The organism is Heliomarina sp. (assembly GCF_052826185.1).
Map to the genome: position 1 here is coordinate 1 of NZ_JBRBUI010000003.1, position 18,760 is coordinate 18,760.

General features: G+C 55.8%; 13 protein-coding genes and 1 pseudogene. 12 read left to right on the forward strand and 2 right to left on the reverse strand.

The genetic code is table 11. The annotated features are described in order from the left end of the window. Positions 1-188: 188 nt before the first annotated feature. Positions 189-809 (reverse strand): annotated as a pseudogene (locus tag ACU0FH_RS00245) (IS3 family transposase); the annotation flags it as partial. A gap of 140 nt (positions 810-949) precedes the next feature. On the opposite strand from ACU0FH_RS00245, the gene ACU0FH_RS00250 reads away from it, so the two are divergent. From ACU0FH_RS00250 to ACU0FH_RS00295, 10 genes are all read left to right on the forward strand, one after another. Further along, positions 950-2,317 carry a sugar transferase gene (locus ACU0FH_RS00250; protein WP_446192871.1) on the forward strand — a complete coding sequence of 456 codons (1,368 nt, stop codon included), beginning with the start codon at positions 950-952 and terminating at the stop codon, positions 2,315-2,317. Between the two features lie 547 nt (positions 2,318-2,864). Next, positions 2,865-3,991 (forward strand): IS3 family transposase gene (locus tag ACU0FH_RS00255; protein WP_446192872.1). Its coding sequence is split into 2 segments (ribosomal slippage): positions 2,865-3,129 and positions 3,129-3,991, totalling 1,128 coding nucleotides; the frame shifts between segments, so codons are not numbered across the junction. A gap of 106 nt (positions 3,992-4,097) precedes the next feature. After that, positions 4,098-5,252 carry a M20 aminoacylase family protein gene (locus tag ACU0FH_RS00260; protein ID WP_446192873.1) on the forward strand — a complete coding sequence of 385 codons (1,155 nt, stop codon included), beginning with the start codon at positions 4,098-4,100 and terminating at the stop codon, positions 5,250-5,252. A 145-nt stretch (positions 5,253-5,397) separates the two neighbouring features. Next, positions 5,398-6,138: an IclR family transcriptional regulator gene (locus tag ACU0FH_RS00265; protein WP_446192874.1), complete on the forward strand. Its 741-nt coding sequence runs from the start codon at positions 5,398-5,400 to the stop codon at positions 6,136-6,138. Between the two features lie 15 nt (positions 6,139-6,153). After that, entirely contained in the window at positions 6,154-9,999 is a 3,846-nt protein-coding gene (locus ACU0FH_RS00270; RefSeq protein WP_446192875.1) for a hydantoinase B/oxoprolinase family protein, read from the forward strand. Positions 10,000-10,056: 57 nt separating this feature from the next. Beyond that, a complete protein-coding gene (locus ACU0FH_RS00275; protein WP_446192876.1) occupies positions 10,057-11,631 on the forward strand; it encodes an ABC transporter substrate-binding protein in 1,575 nt (524 codons plus the stop codon). Between the two features lie 79 nt (positions 11,632-11,710). Then, positions 11,711-12,718, forward strand: coding sequence for an ABC transporter permease (locus ACU0FH_RS00280; protein ID WP_446192877.1), 1,008 nt, complete (start codon positions 11,711-11,713; stop codon positions 12,716-12,718). Next, complete coding sequence (locus ACU0FH_RS00285; protein ID WP_446192878.1) at positions 12,715-13,605, forward strand: ABC transporter permease; 891 nt, start codon at positions 12,715-12,717, stop codon at positions 13,603-13,605. Before ACU0FH_RS00280 ends, ACU0FH_RS00285 begins: the two co-directional genes overlap by 4 nt. Further along, positions 13,605-14,639 carry an ABC transporter ATP-binding protein gene (locus ACU0FH_RS00290; protein ID WP_446192879.1) on the forward strand — a complete coding sequence of 345 codons (1,035 nt, stop codon included), beginning with the start codon at positions 13,605-13,607 and terminating at the stop codon, positions 14,637-14,639. The genes ACU0FH_RS00285 and ACU0FH_RS00290 overlap by 1 nt, the downstream gene beginning before the upstream one ends. Further along, positions 14,632-15,438 (forward strand): ATP-binding cassette domain-containing protein, encoded by an 807-nt coding sequence (locus ACU0FH_RS00295; protein ID WP_446192880.1) that lies wholly within the window; start codon positions 14,632-14,634, stop codon positions 15,436-15,438. Before ACU0FH_RS00290 ends, ACU0FH_RS00295 begins: the two co-directional genes overlap by 8 nt. On the opposite strand, the gene ACU0FH_RS00300 is transcribed toward ACU0FH_RS00295, so the two are convergent. Continuing rightward, complete coding sequence (locus tag ACU0FH_RS00300) at positions 15,435-15,581, reverse strand: hypothetical protein (protein WP_446192881.1); 147 nt, start codon at positions 15,579-15,581, stop codon at positions 15,435-15,437. The genes ACU0FH_RS00295 and ACU0FH_RS00300 overlap by 4 nt on opposite strands. A 90-nt stretch (positions 15,582-15,671) precedes the next feature. Between ACU0FH_RS00300 and ACU0FH_RS00305 the strand changes: the two genes are divergently transcribed. Beyond that, a complete protein-coding gene (locus ACU0FH_RS00305) occupies positions 15,672-15,833 on the forward strand; it encodes an SDR family oxidoreductase (protein ID WP_446192882.1) in 162 nt (53 codons plus the stop codon). A gap of 171 nt (positions 15,834-16,004) precedes the next feature. Then, positions 16,005-17,621, forward strand: coding sequence for an MFS transporter (locus tag ACU0FH_RS00310; protein ID WP_446192883.1), 1,617 nt, complete (start codon positions 16,005-16,007; stop codon positions 17,619-17,621). The last annotated feature ends 1,139 nt before the right edge of the window (positions 17,622-18,760 follow it).

Below are 18,760 nucleotides of genomic sequence, written 5' to 3' on the forward strand. Positions count from 1 at the left end.
CCTCTTTGCTAAGAATGCCCAGGCACCGATCCGAGGGGACAGGACTGTGATGGGGCGTACCCGTCAGGCTCCTATAAGGTCACATCTCGCCCGTTGCCGGGGCGACTTGATGGTCGACACGTCAACGCAATGACACGCAGTCAATCGTAACATGGGTCAGGCCATCAAGCCGCAATACCATACTCACAGTCATGACAATTCCCGCGCCTGCTCATCGAGTGTTCGATATTGTGGGCCCGCAGAAACGCCGCCCAGTCCCTGCTGGTGTATTGTGATCCTTGATCCGTGTGGATCAGGACGCGTCGCTTAGGTTTGCGCCGCCAGACAGCCATCAGAAAGGCTTGCAGCACGAGGTCTGTTGGTTGCCGCGATTGTGTCGCCCAGCCGATCACACGTCGTGAGTAGAGGTCGATGATAACCGCCAGATAGAGAAACCCCTCATAGGTTTTGATGTAGGTGATATCGGACACCCAGGCGGTGTCTGGCGCTGTCACATCAAACCGCCGGTCTAACGTGTTGTCGACGACGACTGACGGCCTTCCACCATACTTGCCCGGCTTACGTTTGTAACCGATCTCAGCGCGGATCCCAGCCAAACTGGCCAACTCACGCTTGAGCCTGCGGTTCTCAGCTTCATGGTCAACAGATGATGTCTGTGACGCAACTTTTGAATAGAGCTTCATCCATTTGTAGAGCGAATATGTACTGACGCCCAACCGTTCCGAAACCTCGCGAACGGCATACCCCCGCACTGGTATCTGATGGACGGCATCGCGCTTGAAATCTTCACTGAAATTTGGCTTCCTCATAACGGCCTCCTTGCCTCAAAGTTAGGGAAGAAAGCGTCTACAAATCTAGGGGCTATTCACAGGTGGAAATCAGAACGCGTTAATCCCATGGACGCGCCACGCTGGGCTACTGAGATACGAAACCCGAAGGTCTTTTCAGGATGAGTGAAATTGAGCCTCTCGCCGTATCTCCCGATAAAATTTTACGCAAACCGGAAAATTTTCCTTGCCCATCGCGTCGCTTCGGCGGTAGGCGCGTGGTAAGTATGGGGGGCAAATGCGCCTGCAATGAATTAGAAAGATCGTTTACTGTGAGTACTTCCGCCCCCCAATCTCGTAAGATCGTCGTCACTGGTGCCAGCGGTTTCATTGGGGAGCAACTGGTGCCACGTCTACGGGATGCTGGCTGTGAAATGCTATTGGTGGGACGCGATTCAGCAGCTCTTCAGTCTCGGTTTCCTAGTCTGGCCTGCTGCACTTATGATGAGTTGCCGGCGCGCGCGCAGGGTTTCGGCACGTTGGTCCATCTTGCGGTGCTCAACAACAATGCTGAGGCCAGCCCAGAGGAATTCGATCGCGTGAACGTCGGTCTCCTATCCGAGGTGCTCTTGCAGGCTAGGGCCGCGAATATCGGCAGGTTCGTGAATGTCACGACCTTCCATGCCATATCTGAAAATGGCACGCCCTATGCACAAAGCAAGCGAAAGGCGCTGGATATCGTCAATGCGAGCAGCGGAATCGCTGTGACTAACCTTTTTCTGCCCGCGGTTTTTGGCGATGCCTATGCCGGCAGACTCTCGCTGATCAGCCGCCTACCCGGATTTCTTCGCGGAACCGCACTGACCTTCGTCATGGCAATGGCCCCGACAGTCCATGTTGATCGGATCGCCCGTTTCCTAGCAAGTGACAATAAGGGCCCCGACCGCGACGTCTTTCTCGCAAACCCGCAAGAAGAGAACATTGTTTTTAGACTGGGAAAGGGGATTATCGACCTTCTGTTTGTGGTCGGCATTCTTGGGCTGTTTTGGTGGCTGCTACTGATTGTCTGGGCCATGATCCCGTTGGATTCTCCGGGCCGCGGGATTTTCGCGCAACCGCGCATCGGCGAGGATGGCAAACCCTTCACAGTCTACAAGTTCCGGACCATGAAGAGTGGTACGAGGCAAGCCGGAACACATGAAATGACAGCCGCCTCGGTCACACGCATTGGGGCCTTTCTTAGAATGACCAAACTTGATGAATTGTCACAGGTATTCAACGTTGTTCGCGGCGATCTAAGTCTTGTCGGGCCGCGACCATGCCTGCCGGTACAGACGCAATTGATCAAAGAGCGCGAAAAACGAAACGTGTTTTCCGTTCGGCCAGGGATCACGGGGCTTGCTCAGATTAACAGTGTCGATATGAGCGATCCGGTGAAACTGGCACGATGGGATGCGCGCTATATTGCACAAAGGTCTCTGCCTTCCGAATTTAAAATTGCCTTTGTGACGTTCCTCGGGCGTGGTCATGGAGATAAGGTGGCTTCCTGAAGTTTACGCTTCCAAACGAGTGTAAGACATACCTGAGATTTTCCCGTGGAAAGCTAAGTTTTTCCCGAAGCCTATATCTGGTATGCCGACGGTGTGGGATGGCAATATCTGGTGTCGGTTGTCTCAAGTCGAGCTTCGCACTGGGACGGCTCAATTCAGTGGTGAATGGCCTGATTCCCTGAAATGTCCGGCGTTTGGGATAGTCTGTTCTCCAATGGAGAAGACAGATGATGGTGAGGAGCCGTTTCAGCGAAGAACAGATTGTGGGGATATTGAAGGAGCATCAGGCTGTAAATCAGTTTGAAATGGTCCCGGTATCGAGGCAATGTTTCCACGAACCTCGCCGAAATCCAGAACGCAGCGTGCTTTGGGCGGGTTGTATCTACATATCGCGCTTTGTGATGTCCAATTTCACATCGTTGACGGCTGGATGGCATGTTAAAGCTCCGACTAATTCGAGTAAGATTTCTGAGGCATCCTGGAGCGCCCCCACTGAAGTGGTCCACCTTTTGGGATAGAATTATCGCGTTTTCAGGAGGACGACGAGATGACTGGGAAGCGAGAGAAGCCCGAGGACATCGTGCTGAAGCTGCGACAAGTCGAAGTGCTGCAAGGGCAAGGACGGTCAACTGCGGAAGCCGTGCGACAAATCGGCGTGACGGTTCAGACCTATTATCGGTGGCGTAAAGAATACGGCGGCATGAGTCGTGATCAGCTCAAGCGGCTAAAAGAGCTGGAGACTGAGAACACTCGGCTCAGACGTGCCGTGTCGGATCTAACGCTGGATAGAATGATCCTGGCTGAGGCGGCACGGGGAAACTTTTAAGCCCTTCCCGCCGTAGGCAATGCATCGATCATGTGCGGCAAACCCTTAGCATATCTGAGCGCAGGGTTTGCCGCACAGTGGGTCAGCATCGCTCTACGCAGCGCAAGGTGCCCTGTGGCCTACCGGACGAAGCCCGGCTGACCGAGGACATCACTGCGTTGGCCGAAAAGTTTGGCCGCTATGGATACCGCATGATTACCGGGATGCTGAACAACAGCGGCTGGCATGTAAATCACAAGCGCGTTGAACGGATCTGGCGGCAGGAAGGGCTTAAAGTCCCGCAAAAGCAGCCCAAGAAAGGCCGACTTTGGCTGAATGATGGTTCCTGCGTCCGGCTGCGGCCAGAGCGCCCGAACCATGTCTGGTCCTATGACTTTGTTCAGGACCGAACCCACGACGGGCGGATCTTCCGCGCGCTGAATATCATCGATGAGTTCACGAAGGAGGCGCTGGTGATCCGGGTAAAACGCAGGCTCAATTCAACGGATGTGGTCGACGCACTGACGGATCTGTTCATCCTACGCGGCCCGCCGGAATACATAAGGTCGGATAATGGCGCGGAGTTTATTGCCAAGAAGGTGCGTTCCTGGATCGGTGCCGTGGGTGCAAAAACCGCATTCATCACCCCCGGCTCACCGTGGGGGAACGGCTACTGCGAGAGCTTCAATGCCCGTTTCCGGGATGAGCTGCTCAACGGCGAGGTCTTCACCACGTTACACGAGGACCAGATCCTGATCGAACGCTGGCGGCATCACTACAATACGGTCAGGCCCCACAGCGCCTTAGGATACCGGCCGCCAGCGCCCAAGAGCATCGTCCCGATAGACCAAAGACCGACTATGCACTAACATTCAAACTGGACCACCCGATGGGGGCACACCAGGGGCACCCCCCCTTCCTAATGCAAGGCGGTGGAGGTACTGCTCGAAACATACCTTACAATAGGACCTACTCATGCCCGCCTTAGACCAGATTATTGCCTTTCAAGACGAGTTGACCAGCATTCGCCATGACTTCCACGCACACCCAGAAATCGGGTTTGAAGAATTTCGCACGTCGTCTCGCATTGCCAAGTTGCTGGAAGGCTGGGGCATAGAGGTAACGCGACAAGTCGGAAAAACCGGCGTAGTGGGGGTACTCAACGGCGCCCGTTCCGGTCGTACAATCGGTCTCCGCGCAGATATGGATGCCCTGCCCATGGAGGAGCGGACGAATCTGCCATACTCATCTCAAAACGAGGGCGTGTTTCATGGCTGTGGTCATGACGGTCATATAACAATGCTACTAGGCGCGGCGCGCTATCTAGCAGAGAACCGAAACTTTTCTGGCAGCGTTGTCTTTATATTCCAACCCGCAGAAGAAGGGCTGGGCGGCGCGCGCGCGATGCTTGCCGATGGTCTCTTTGAGCGTTTCCCCTGTGACGAGCTTTATGGCATGCACAATTCGCCCTATGGCGAGCATTCCGATCTCTCGATCCGTCCAGGCAAGGCGCAGGCCGGGGCAAGCTTCTTCGATATCGAAATCGTTGGCCAAGGCAGCCATGGTGCGATGCCACAAGCGAGCCGTGATCCGGTAACGATCGGTGCCGGATTAGTAAAAGAATTTCAAGAAATCGTTTCACGAAATATGGACCCGACCCATCCGGCTGTCGTCTCTGTCACGCAGTTTAACGCAGGATCGGCCTATAACGTTATTTCAGAGAGCGCTACGTTGCGGGGTACCTTTCGGTTCTTTGACGATGCCGATGGCGCGCTCATCGAAACGCGGATGCGCAAAATTTGTGCTGGATTTGCTCTATCACACGAGATCGCGATCAACGTCGATATCCGCAATATATTTAGCGTCCTGTCGAATGATCCGCAAAGGGTTCAAGACCTCATCGAGGTAGCGCGGGAGATTGTGGGAGACCAGGCCAAACCAAATGCGCCTCTTACGATGGGGTCCGAGGATATGGCGGACCTTCTCAACGTCGTACCGGGCGCCTTTTTTAATCTAGGGCATCACGGAGACGTGCCATTGCACAATCCGGGTTTCATATTTGACGATACAATCCTGCCTGTTGGGGCAAGTGTTTTCGCGCGGCTCGTCGAACGCCGCGGAGCTGCTTAATTTCGCATCAATACCTTCACAGAATTATCAAAATTCCTAACCGCGCCTGATCACGGCGCGGTTTTTTGTTGACCGAATCATATTGTGTAATCCAGGTTGCTTAATATGGATCATCTGTTCCAAAATATGGAACAACGGAGGTTTCGTGTCAATTCTGCAAAATGCCCAGGCTGTTCTTAAGCTTTACTCTGCCGACTGCCTGGAACTGACAGTGACGGATGTGGCCCGCCGTCTGGATATGCCAAAAGCAAATGCCTCCCGTTTGATGAAGGCGATGCGCGATACCGGCATGCTGAGCACAATCGGCGATACGATGCGCCATCGTCCGGGTACGGTGATGCTCGATTTGGCTGCTATCTTCCGGCGCTCGTCTCGGTTGATCTCCCGTGCGAGCGAAGCTGTCTCGACACTATCAAACCAGTTCGGCCACACTGGTTACATCTCTATTCTGGATCGCCAAGAGGTCACTGCGGTTGCTGACTTCCCGGGCACCAACGCGCTACGGGTCGTGTCGAACATCGGACGTCGGCTGTCAGCGCACCAAAGTGCCACTGGGCGGTCAATACTCGCGCGCATGTCGGACGATGAAATTGCAGCGCTTTATGAAGACCAGTCTCTAACGGGCAGTTTGCGTTCTCAACTATCGCAGATACGCCGGAACGGATTTGCCGCTTCCTCTCAAGAGAGCACTGCTGGTGTAGATGCAATCGCGGTCGCCGTCGGCGATCCCGCGACCCACGAAATCATCAGCCTATGCATCGTTTACCCGCACGGGATCGTCGATGACGATGGGCGCAAACAAATGCTTAAGGCGCTCGCACGAGCCGCGGGCGAAATTGCGGCGGACTTTGGCGACAGTGCCTTTGTCGCCCCCAATCTCGAATAATAAGGACAATTCGGTATGACTTTATCGCAAAATCGTTGGCGCGTCGGCTTTGATATCGGTGGCACATTCACTGATTTCGTCCTTTACGACGCCGAAACCGCCAATGTCACGCTGCACAAACGCCTAACCACACCTCACGATCCTTCGGAGGCAGCACTGCTCGGCCTTTCCGAACTTTTGGAGCTGCGGGAAATCAGCCACGCTGATGTTTCCGAAATTGTTCATGGTACCACTTTGGTGACCAATGCCATTATTGAACGGAAAGGCGCCCCAGTCGGCCTGATTACGACAACGGGTTTCCGCGACTTGTTGGAAATGGGCACCGAGCAACGGTACGATATTTATGATCTGTTCGTTTCATTTCCTGACCCGATGGTCAGCCGCGATTTGCGGCTTGAGGTTGCGGAGCGGATGAATGCTACAGGCGAGGTTGTAACGGCACTAGATGAGGACGCCGTTCTTTCCGCCGCGCGTCAGCTTGTCGACGCGGGCTGTGAAGCGATTGCGATCACGTTCCTGCATTCCTACGCCAATCCCACACATGAACAACGTGCCGCTGAGCTGATCAGTGCTGAATATCCCGAGATTTCGGTATCCATTTCTTCCGAAGTGGTCGCAGAAATGGGCGAGTATCAGCGGATCGTAACAACTTGTGCGAACGCTTTCGTGCAGCCGCTTATGCACAGGTATCTGACCAAGCTGGAGCAACACTTGCGCGGTGCCGGTTTCGCCGGCCCGCTGCGTTTAATGCATTCTGCCGGTGGTCTTGTTTCCTTAGAGACGGCACGCGATTTCCCGATACGTCTGCTGGAAAGTGGTCCTGCTGGCGGTGGTCTAGCGACTGCACTCTTTGGCGAGGCCGCAGGCCTGTCGGATGTAATTTCTTTTGATATGGGCGGCACAACAGCGAAGGCCTGTATGATCGAAAACGGGCGCGCCGAAGTTGCGCCGATGATGGAAGCCGCTCGCGTTCACCGGTTTACGAAAGGGTCAGGCTTGCCGATCAAAGCCCCCGTGATTGAGATGATCGAGATTGGTGCCGGAGGGGGCTCAATCGCTGCAATCGACGAAGTAGGATTGCTTAAAGTCGGGCCTCATTCGGCGGGCTCAGATCCGGGCCCTGCATGCTATGGAATGGGTGGTTTGGAGCCCACGGTGACGGACGCAAACCTCGCACTCGGCTATTATGATCCCGGCTTCTTTCTTGGCGGGCGGATGAGTTTGGATCTCGAAGCGGCACAAACTGCAATTGCGCGTGTCGGCAGCCGCCTAGGTCTCACCGTGCCGGAAACAGCGCTCGGCATTCACAAGGTTGTGGTCGAGAGTATGGCGGCAGCGGCCCGCGTCCACCTTGTCGAGCGCGGCAAAGACCCGCGCGAATATTCGATGGTAGGATTTGGCGGCGCTGGCCCTGCGCATGCGGTCGATGTAGCACGAGCTATGGGGATTACTTCGGTTCTTATCCCGCCCGCTTCCGGCGCGGCTTCGGCGGTTGGGTTTCTAGCAGCACCATTGTCTTTTGATGGCGTACGTTCGCGCCGGGTTGAGTTGACGCCGGGCTTTGATGCAGAGGCCATCAATACCCTACTGGCGGATTTGGAGGCCGAAGGTCTGCACCATTTAACCCGCGCTGGCATTGATGCTGATCAGGCCGTGATCGAGCGCACCGCAGACATGCGTCTTGTGGGGCAGATGCACGATATCTCGGTTCCACTGCCACTGGGGCCCCTGGATGAAAGTAAACTCCCTGCTATCAGAGCCGCTTTTGTCAGCGCCTATTCGACGCGCTACGCTGAACCGTTTGAAGGTGCGCGTTTCGAAGCGGTAACTTTCCGTGTTCGGGTAGCCGGACCCACGCCAAAGCTGGCATTGACCGGTGCTACGGGCGGCGGCGACAGCGCCAATAGATTGAAAGGTCATCGCAAATGCTGGTTTGACGAGGGCGAGTTCGAAACCGCAGTCTACGACCGCTATGCTTTGCAGGCCGGCGATGAACTTTCTGGCCCGGCCATCATTGAAGAACGTGAATCAACGACTGTGATCGGCCCAAACGACTATGTCAGTATCGATGCTGGTTTGAACCTCTGTGTCAGAGTTGGCGCAGTCGCTGCTGCAGAAGAGTTGATCCCTGAGAATATGAGCCGCGCCAAGGCGGTAGCGAGAATCAAAGGTGACCCGATCGGTTTGGAGATCATGTGGTCACGCCTCGTGAACGTCGTAGAAGAAATGTGGCTAACAGTGTGCCGAACCGCATTCTCGCTCGTCATTGCAGAGGCGCAAGATTTCGCTTGCGAGCTGCTCGACAAGGATGGTGAGACATTGGCGCATAGCCCGCGTGCCATGCCGGTATTCAATTTGACGCTCCCGCGTGCAGTCAAAGCGCTACTGGCGGCATATCCAGCTGACACCCTGAAGCCTGGGGACGTGTTGATCACCAACGATCCTTGGCTTTGTGCGGGGCACTTATTTGATATTGCCATTGTGACACCGGCGTTCAGCAACGGAAAACTTGTCGGCTTGATGGGAACTGTCGGCCATGTCTCTGACATTGGGGGCACCAAAGACAGCCTTCATGCACGAGAAATCTATGAAGAAGGGCTGCAAATCCCACCGATGAAGCTTTTCGAGGCAGGCACTCCGAATGAAACGCTCGTGCGGATGATTCAGCAGAACGTCCGCAATGGCGAGCAGGTTCTGGGCGACATCTATTCCTTCGTCGCGGCAAATGCTTTGGGAGCGGAGCGTCTGGAAGCATTCATGCGCGACTACGGGCTGCACGACCTCAGCGCGCTAGCCGAGGTTGTACAGGGGCTTTCGGAGAAAGCGATGCGCGACGCGATCCGCCAAATTCCGGACGGAGATTATCACTCGAAGATCACCAATAATCCGCTCGGCGAAATCATCGAATATCCGGTGATGGTCAAAGTGGCCGGCGATGCGATTACGGTGGATTTTGACGGTGTGCCGCCGCAGCTACCGCAGGGTGGATTGAACTCTACGCTCAACTACACGGCTGCCCATGCAACTTACCCGCTCAAGTGCATGTTGACCCCAACGGTGCGCGGAAATGCCGGTTGCTACCGCCCCTTCACAGTCACAGCCCCTGAAGGGTCCATTTTGAATCCGACCTATCCCGCCGCGGTGAACCTGCGGACACGGACCGGCTGGTATCTGGCACCAAATATATTCGGAGCGCTGGCGAGTGCCGCACGTGACAAGGTTCAAAGCTTTACCGGCCTAGCCGTCGCCGCCAATATCTACGGCCAAGATCCGTCAGGACAATTCTATTCTGACATGCTGTTCTGTGGCGGTGGGCAGGGTGGATCGGACCGGGGCGATGGCCACTCATCCTTGCTCTGGCCAACCTCTGCGGCGAATACGTCAATTGAATTGATGGAAAGTCGTGTGCCGGTTCTGGTAATGGAAAAAGCCTATGTTCCCGACAGCGGCGGAGCCGGCAAAACTCGTGGCGGCTTGGCACAACGTATCTTGTTCCGCAAACGTGATGATGATGGCATCGAAATGCTTGTCTCAGTTTATCCTGAAGGGGTCGACAATCCGATTGACGGCTTCTTTGGCGGCTTGCCCGGACTTGGTGCGCGGGGACGGATTGTTTCGGCATCGGGCGCAGAGTTGCACGATTGCGGCACTGGTGAGCTTGTCTCGCTCTTCAGCCCGGACGAAGTCGTGGAACTTACACTTGGCGGCGGATCAGGGTTTGGACATCCAGCCGAGCGTGCGCCCGCTGCTGTGACTCGAGATTTGCAGCTAGGTCTGATCACACCAGACCATGCATCGCGCCATTATTCACAAGCGATACCTTCCACCCCAGCTCAGGCCAAAAGCAAAGTGCCTGCCTGATCCACAACGACGGGGGGGCAGAAAATTACCCCCCGCTTTCCCAACATGGAGAAACTGATGCATACTTCTTCCCACCTAAATCTGACCCGTCGCAGCCTGTTGGCTATGGCTGGTGCCGGTCTCGCAACAACAGTCTTCCCTAAAGCGATGTTCGCTCAGAACTCTGCGGTTATGGTCATCGCATCGGGTCAGGATATCCCGAACTTTGACCCCCACACCGCGACCGGCTATTCGGCGTCTTTCTTTATGCGCAACGTCTACGATCCACTCGTGCGCGTATCCGGTAATCCGCCCGAACCAACGCCAGCAATAGCTGCCGGCTGGGATGTAAGTGAAGATGGGCTGGAATATACTTTCAACCTGAACCCGGACGCAAAATTTCACTCGGGCAATAATGTGACAGCAGAGGACGTCGTCTATTCCTTCCGGCGGGCTCTTCGGCTTGCCAAGGGTAACTCTTGGATGATCCGAGATATTGTGACCGAAGAAGGTGTCACCGCCGTAGATGACGAGACGGTCAAATTCACCCTCGCGGTACCGTTTGCGCCTTTCCTGCAGGTGTTGCCATGGGTCTTTATCGTCGAAAAGGCAGTGGTCGAAGCCAATCTCGGTAGCGATGATGGGCAAACTTGGCTCATGACCAATACGGCAGCGTCCGGACCCTTCGCCGTGACGCGTTACCAGCCCGGCACGCTCTATCACCTTGCGCGGGCGGAAACCGCTTGGCAGGCAGGAGGTGGTAACCTTGCGGGTGTTATCTGGCAGATTGTCCATGAAACGGCGACCCAGCGTCTGATGGTTCAGCGCGGCGAAGCACAAATCGCTGTGGACGTTACTTCTGAGGATATGGACGCTCTAGCAGATGCGCCCGGCGTTGTTCGGATACTTGAGCCCGAGTACCGGACCTTCTCGATCAAAATGAATACCGAAAATGGACCCTGTGCTGACATTAATATGCGCAAGGCAATTTCCTACGCGACAAACTATCAAGCAATCATTGACGCCGCAGGCTATGCCGATCTGATGACGGGGCCTCTACCGGGGGGGATTTTAGGCTTCAACCCTGATCTGGCGGTCTATCGAATGGACCTCGAGAAGGCTAAGGAGCATCTTGGGATGACCGAAACGCCTGAGGGCGGGATTAAGCTGCGGATGGTCCATGTATCGGGATTGGAGCAACAGCGCCGCTGGGCATTGATCATGCTCGACAGCCTGAAGGCGTTGAACATCGAATTGGAGATCATGCCAATGAACTGGCCCGACATGGTTGCCGCTAGCCAATCGCCTGAGACCTTCCCTGATCTGTTCCCAGTCTATCAGACAGCAAACTATGGCGACCCGGATAACATCGCATATGCAGCCTATCATTCTTCCCGCAACGGCGGTTGGCAGAACGCTGTCTATAACAATCCAGAGGTTGATGCCTTGATCGAGGCGGGACGCGCCGAAGTAGACCCCGCGAAGCGCGAAGGCATTTATCACAAGTTTCAGGAAGTCGTTGTTGCCGACGCGCCGGATATTTTTGGTGTTCTGGAAAAACGGCGGCTGGCGATGCGGGATTCTGTGAAGAACTATCACTTCACCCCCGTAGCTTCCAACGCGATTGAGGTTTTCGGCCTGTCGATGGAGTAAGCTACTTTTTTTAAGGGGGGCGGGCTCATCATATTGGCCCGCCTGCTCAGATTGAATACGCTAGAAAAGGGCTTGTCCGATGCTTCAATTTATCCTGCGACGATTGCTGATGCTGATCCCGGTGATCATCGGCCTGACGATCATTATGTTTGCCATCGCGCGGATCTTGCCAGGCGATCCTGTCGGTCTCGCCGCAGGCCCTAATGCGACGGAATCGGAGATCGCCGCGCTATCGACTGAGTTTGGCCTCGATCAGCCAGTCTGGGTGCAATATTGGACCTATGTAACCGGGTTGCTTCACGGGGATCTGGGAACGTCGCTTTTGACACGCCGACCGGTCGCCGCCGACATCGCCGCTTATTTGCCCGCGACACTGGAACTGGTGCTCGCCGCGATGGGGTTTGCCATCGTGGTCGGAATTCCACTGGGATTGGTGACCGCCGTTTGGCGCAACAAGTGGCCAGACTACCTCAGCCAAATCGGCGCCATTGGCGCTATTTCGATGCCGCGTTTCTTTCTCGGCCTGCTGCTGCAACTGTGTTTTGCGATGTGGCTAATGTGGCTGCCTCTAGGCGGGCGTTTGCCTATTATTGTTATCCCGCCACCGAACATCACAGGCTTTCTGACAATCGATAGTTTGCTGGCCGACGACTGGAATACCTTCACTCTGGCACTGCGCCACCTTGCCTTACCGGCAATCGCAATGTCGCTGTCTCCCTTGGCAACAATCATGCGCATGATGCGTTCTTCGACCATCGAAGTGATGCAACAAGACTATGTAATGACTGCGCGGGCGCTGGGTCTGGCTCCGCGTTTGATCATCACCAAGTACGTCGCCCGAAATGCGGTATCGGCAACACTAACAGTCATTGGTCTGTATTTCGGCTGGCTCTTGGGTGGGACCGTACTGGTAGAAACCGTATTCGACTGGCCAGGGCTTGGACTCTACGCCACGAAAGCCATTGTAAGCCAGGATATGATGCCTGTGATCGGGGTCGCACTGGTGATTGGTCTGCTTTTTGTGCTCGCCAACTTGATCATTGACGTACTTTACGGCGTCATCAACCCAAAGGTACGCTACTCATGACCGACGCCGTTTCAACCGACGACTTGTCACCACCAAAGTATGACAAGCTGCGTCGCGGCTTCTTCAGGTTTCGGCAAAGTAAGCTGTCGCTGCTGGGCGCGGTTCTTGTTGCCATGGTGCTATTTTTCACGGCTTTTGGTGCCATTCTTGCCCCCTATCCGGAACACATCGCTGGCGGGGTGGACACCGCAAACCGCTTTGTCGCCCCCTCTTGGGCTTATCCGTTTGGCACGAACGAGCTGGGCCAAGATGTTCTGTCACTTGTCATGGCGGGCACCACGGTTTCTGTTCTGGCAGGGTTCGGCGTGGTTCTGATTGGATCAATTATCGGAACGTTGATTGGCGCGGTCGCCGGCTTTGCTGGCGGCTGGGTGGATGAGGTGCTGATGCGGCTGACCGATCTAACGCTAACTATACCTGGTCTTATCCTTGCCATGGCAATCGCCGCAGCGCTGGGGCCGGGATTTGGCAACATGGTCATCGCGATCTCTCTATCCTGGTGGCCTGGCTATGCGCGACTGGTCCGGGGCGAGGTGCTTGCCGCGCGGGAAGAAGTCTATGTGACCGCAGCACGCGCAATCGGTGCCACGCCCCGGCGCATCCTGTTCCGCCACATTTTGCCCAATACCGTGTCGCCGATCATTGTGAAAATGTCGCTCGATATGGGCTTCGCCATCCTGACTGTCGCTGGCCTGGGGTTTATTGGCATCGGCGTCCGGCCTCCAACCCCGGAATGGGGCACGCTTCTTTCAATCTCCCGGTCGTACATGCCGGATTACTGGTGGACGGCCATGGCCCCCGGCATGGCGATGTTCGTGGCTGTGTTTGGCTTCAACCTGCTTGGTGACGGCCTGCGAGACGTACTTGATCCGAAAGCGAGGCGCTGATGACCGCACTGCTCGAAATCCGTGATCTTCATCTGCACATGAGCAGCTATGAAGGCCGTGCTCATGTTCTTAATGGCATCAACCTGACCGTGAAACGGGGCGAGATCTGGGGCCTTGTCGGAGAAAGTGGTTGCGGAAAATCGCTCACTGGCCTGTCGGTTTCACGCCTCGCTACTTCGCCTCCCGCGACTTATTCCAAGGGCAAGATATTGCTTGAAGGCACCGATTTGTTATCCCTCGCACCCCGTCAGATGCAAAAGCTGCGTGGCAAACGTATCGGCATGATTTTTCAGGACCCGACGACCAACCTGAATCCGGCTTTTCGGATTGGCGAGCAACTAACGGACGTGGCACTTGCTGCCGCGTCGCAAGATGACACCATTCTTGATTGCCCGCCGGGTTCAGGCAAACGCACCCGTCGTTCCGCGGCGCTGCGCCTTGCGGGCGAGATGTTGGCGAAGGTTGGCATCCCCAATGCTCACGCCCGCCTTTCCAGTTATCCGCACGAGTTTTCTGGGGGGATGCGGCAAAGGGTGCTTATCGCGATGGCAATGATCGGGCGTCCCGACCTTCTGATCGCGGATGAACCGACAACAGCGCTTGATGTATCGGTTCAGGCGCAGATTTTGAAGCAGATCAAATCCAACGTTGCCGAATATCACATGGGTGTGGTGTTGATCACCCACAACCTTGGTGTTGTCGCTCAGACTTGCAGCCACGTTGCTGTGATGTATGCGGGAAATATCGTCGAAAGCGGGCCTGTTGGCGCCGTCATCGGTGACCCGGTGCATCCCTATACCCGGGCGCTGATTTCTGCCATTCCGACAAAAAACACCAAGCGCGGCGCGCTGAAGGGCCTTGCGGGGACTGTCCCAAATCTTTTGCAACCGCCCGCCGGATGCCGTTTTGCGCCACGTTGCGCATTTGCGCAACCTGCTTGCTCTAACTCCACGCCACCGGCTGAACCTGTCGGGACAGACCACAGCGTCGCTTGTATCCGCGCGGCCGAAATGGAGCCAATGACCAATGCTTGATGCAACCCCGATGCTTGAAATTAATGATGTCAGCAAAGTCTATCCGGGCCGCCGCGGAATGTTCGGAAAATCGTCTGAGGTACATGCCCTGAACAAGGTATCGCTATCGGTGAACCGTGGCGAAAGCTTTGGTCTTGTCGGGGAAAGCGGGTCAGGAAAAACCACCATGACACGCTCTATCCTGCAATTGGAGAGACCGACTTCGGGCGTAATCCGCTTTCAGGGCCAGGACATGGCCCATCTCTCGCCGCTTGAAATGCGGCAGTTGCGCGCTCGCATACAAATCGTGTTTCAAGATCCTTACGCATCGCTCAATCCGCGCATGTCGGTGCATGATATTGTGACCGAACCGATGCTCATTCACATGCAGTCGCTGGGTCTGAGCTCGCGGGAACGCACCGACCGTGCCGCAGAGCTTTTGTCATTGGTTGGCCTTGGCCCACAGCATTTACGCCGCTATCCGCATGAGTTTTCTGGCGGTCAGCGCCAACGTATCTGCATTGCACGCGCGCTCGCCTCGGGCCCTGAACTCCTGATCCTTGACGAACCTACGTCAGCGCTGGATGTGTCCGTTCAAGCCCAAGTACTAAACTTGCTCTTCGATCTGCAAGATAAACTCGGACTGACCTATTTCTTCATAAGCCATGATCTTGCGGTTGTGAGATACCTTTGTGATCGCGTCGCCTTGATCTTGCACGGTCAGATCGTCGAAGAAGGAAGCAGTGACGAGATTTTTGATAACCCTCAAAGCGACTATGCCAAGATGTTGATTGGGGCGATGCCTGAAGTCCGGGTCTAAGTGAGGCCGGCGAAAACTTTCTTAAGATTTTTAATGTTATATTGTGGACCTGACTGTGCAGCCAGTGCAGCAAATTGACGGTAGGCAGATTGCCCGCCCTGTTCGCTGGCCCATGAGGTCGCGCAGGTGATCGGTGCGCTCATCAGTTTGCACCTGCCACTTCTGGAATTCAGCGGGCTCGATCTTGACCCGCTCAACCGCTTCAGAGAACCGCGATACTGACCGACGGCAATGTGGCCGAGGTCTCTGCAAAGTCCCGCGCCACAATACCCGCAGGGCGGAACGACAAGGCCGAAGTTTTCGCGGATGTGGTGACCTTTCCTGCGTCTGCCGGTGCGAGCTATGTGACGGGGGCGCGTATTCGGATCGATGGGGGTGCGTTTAAAGGGGTTTAGTTAAGCGACGAATAAAGGTGGATGGAATAAAGTGGAACGTATCTTATACGTTCCATAATCGATCCAATGATTTATGCCGTCAGTATTTGATCCAGAAAGATACAGTGCAGTATCGACAGTAAGGTCACAAACCACATATCGAATAGGTACAGCTTTACGAGGCCCCTAGTTTTGCCCGACCGAGTTTCGCCCCTAATCCTTTTCCGCAACCAGACTTTCCGCTCTCTCTGGATCGCCGCGCTGGCGTCGAACTTTGGTGGGCTGGTGCAGGCGGTGGGTGCCGCGTGGCTTATGACCTCGCTGTCGGACTCGCCGAATATGGTGGCGCTGGTGCAAGGTTCTGTCGCTTTGCCAATCATGATCTTCTCGTTGCTGGCGGGTGTCTTTGCCGATAATTTCGATCGCCGCCGGGTCATGTTGATCGCGCAGAGCTTTATGTTCGGCGTCTCGATCCTGCTGACTTTCATGGCATTTGAGGGCTGGCTTACGCCTTGGCTGCTCTTGGCCTTTACCTTTTCCATCGGCTGCGGCACGGCGCTGCATAACCCGTCTTGGCAAGCGACCATGAGTGTTATCGTCAGCCGAGAAGAGCTGCCCTCGGCGGTGTCACTCAACTCTATGGGGTTCAACTTGATGCGCAGCATCGGGCCGGCGGCAGGCGGGGCGATTGTCGCGATTGCAGGGGCAGCCGCTGCCTTCGCAGTTAATGCACTGAGCTATGTGGCGATCATCCTTGCCTTGTTGCGGTGGAAAGCGCCGCTGCGTGATACGCATCTACCGCGTGAACCGATGGGCAGCGCCTTTCCCGCCGGGCTGCGCTATGTCGCGATGTCGCCCAATCTGATGCGGGTCATCCTGCGCGGTTTCTGGTTCGGACTGTCGGCCATTGCCCTGCTGGCGCTGCTGCCGGTTGTGGTGCGTGAGTCATTGCAGGCGACGGCCTTTTTCTATGGCATCATGCTGGGCTGTTTCGGCATGGGGGCGGTGTTTGGCGCTTTGGCAAACGCGGGGCTGCGGGCGCGGTTCCGGAATGAGATGATCGCGCGTGGCGGTTTTGTCGGCTTCGCCCTCAGCTGTGCCGTGCTAGCAGTCAGCGCGCAGCCTGTTTTGTCGGGCGCAGCGCTGATGCTCGCTGGGGCGTGTTGGGTGCTGTCGCTGTCGATGTTCAACGTGACGATCCAGCTTTCAACGCCGCGGTGGGTCGTGGGCCGGGTGATCGCACTTTACCAGACCGGCACCTTCGGGGGCATGGCGGCAGGCAGTTTGATCTGGGGGATCGTCGCCGACAGGGGCGGGCCGGAAACCGCGCTCGCTGGGGCCTGTGTAATGCTGCTGATCGGTGCGTTGATCGGCTTGCGGCTGCCGCTGCCGGAGTTTAGCGGGCTCGATCTTGACCCGCTCAACCGTTTCAAAGAACCCGACACGCGGTTTGATCTCAGCTATCGCAGCGGGCCGGTGATGGTCATGGTCGATTATGAGATCGCGCAGTCGGATGTGCCGGAATTTCTTGCGGCGATGAGCCTGCGACGTCGGGTGCGCATCCGCGATGGCGCGCAGCAATGGGCGCTGTTGCGCGATTTGCACCGACCGGAACATTGGAGCGAGACTTACCATGTGCCAACTTGGGGCGAATATGTCCGTCACAATGAGCGGCGGACCAATGCAGATGCAGAGCTATCAGATCAGATTAGACGGCTGCATCGCGGAGACGCGCCGCCCGAAGTACATCGGATGATTGAGCGCCAAACCGTGCCACTGCGCGACGACATGTTGCAAAAGGAGACATGAACGAAGCCCATTCAAAATCATCGAGGGTGAATCACTCATATTGTTCAGAGTGCTGAAACCCGCGCCGGTGGGCCGTTCACATCATTAAGCTCACCAAAGTGGGTCATTCGACCCTTGAAAGGCAAGTTTCAGCCATTTGCACGAAGGCTCACGTAATAGGTCTGCCTTTGCAGTCGCATCGCGCGGCCAATGCCGCCGGGGAAGAGGACTAGTTCGAAGCCAGTTTTTTGTGGCAATTGGAAGGGTGGGAAAGCGGAACTCCTAACGGTCCGAACGGGCCCGTTTTCGGGGCCAAGATGTTATTTATATTCATCGATTCAGTATGTTGAAGGACTTCCCGCCTGAAGAGTAACCGGAACCCTAAGCGGAACTCAACCTTAGGTCCACTTTGGTTAATGATCTGCGCTGTATCCGCATTGCCAATGCGGTTTCTCCTTTCTCAGGTTCGGTGTGATGGGGTCTCTGTCCCGTCGGAAGGATCACTCGTGGCATCGGTCCAGGTAGGCCTCGTTTTCGAAAGGGGCTCGAAGATCGGACGTTCGCTGAACGCAGCGTTTGGGCCCCGGCCCCCTCCACTGACCATCATCGTGTCATGGCAAAGCCAGCCAGCCTACCTGTTTCGCCGCTGTCCGCGATATCGCCCATTCCTGCCAAAAGGTATTGTCAGTCAGATACCGCTGAGTCCGGTACCTAAAACCCGACGAGGCCCGTCAGAAAATTGGAGCATGAATGTTCGCCGAGTGCGGGCGAAGACGAAGGGCAGTCGCGACGATCGTGATCTCCAAGCCAAGCGCGAACTTTGCTCAGCGATTCGCTTTCTCCTAGGTGAATACCCCTGTTTCCCGGATCGGGTCACCTGTTCGCTCGTTTAGACGCAGTGAAAACCGCCCCTTTGAGTTGGGAAACAGTTTGTTTCCAAGCCCGGCGGGCGTGCGAAAGAGTCGTTTGAACCGTCGACTCGCGGTGCCGTGCTTAGAGAAATCGCTTTTCGAAAAGGCTTCAAGTGCCTGTTTTCGCAAAGCTATGTGTTTCCCATGCTCCGGCGAAGCCGCTAAGCGAACTGCCGAACACGCGCGTTCACCCTACCAATTCAATCTCTGCCTCCCCGTTCCCAATGGGGGGCAGGTTCGACTGCTTAA

Bases quoted from the DNA above. Each gene is read 5' to 3' on its own strand.
- ACU0FH_RS00250 (WP_446192871.1), top strand. From the start codon at position 950: ATGAGTGAAATTGAGCCTCTCGCCGTATCTCCCGATAAAATTTTACGC.
- ACU0FH_RS00260 (WP_446192873.1), top strand. From the start codon at position 4,098: ATGCCCGCCTTAGACCAGATTATTGCCTTTCAAGACGAGTTGACCAGC.
- ACU0FH_RS00270 (WP_446192875.1), top strand. From the start codon at position 6,154: ATGACTTTATCGCAAAATCGTTGGCGCGTCGGCTTTGATATCGGTGGC.
- ACU0FH_RS00275 (WP_446192876.1), top strand. From the start codon at position 10,057: ATGCATACTTCTTCCCACCTAAATCTGACCCGTCGCAGCCTGTTGGCT.
- ACU0FH_RS00280 (WP_446192877.1), top strand. From the start codon at position 11,711: ATGCTTCAATTTATCCTGCGACGATTGCTGATGCTGATCCCGGTGATC.
- ACU0FH_RS00285 (WP_446192878.1), top strand. From the start codon at position 12,715: ATGACCGACGCCGTTTCAACCGACGACTTGTCACCACCAAAGTATGAC.
- ACU0FH_RS00290 (WP_446192879.1), top strand. From the start codon at position 13,605: ATGACCGCACTGCTCGAAATCCGTGATCTTCATCTGCACATGAGCAGC.
- ACU0FH_RS00295 (WP_446192880.1), top strand. From the start codon at position 14,632: ATGCTTGATGCAACCCCGATGCTTGAAATTAATGATGTCAGCAAAGTC.
- ACU0FH_RS00300 (WP_446192881.1), bottom strand. From the start codon at position 15,581: ATGAGCGCACCGATCACCTGCGCGACCTCATGGGCCAGCGAACAGGGC.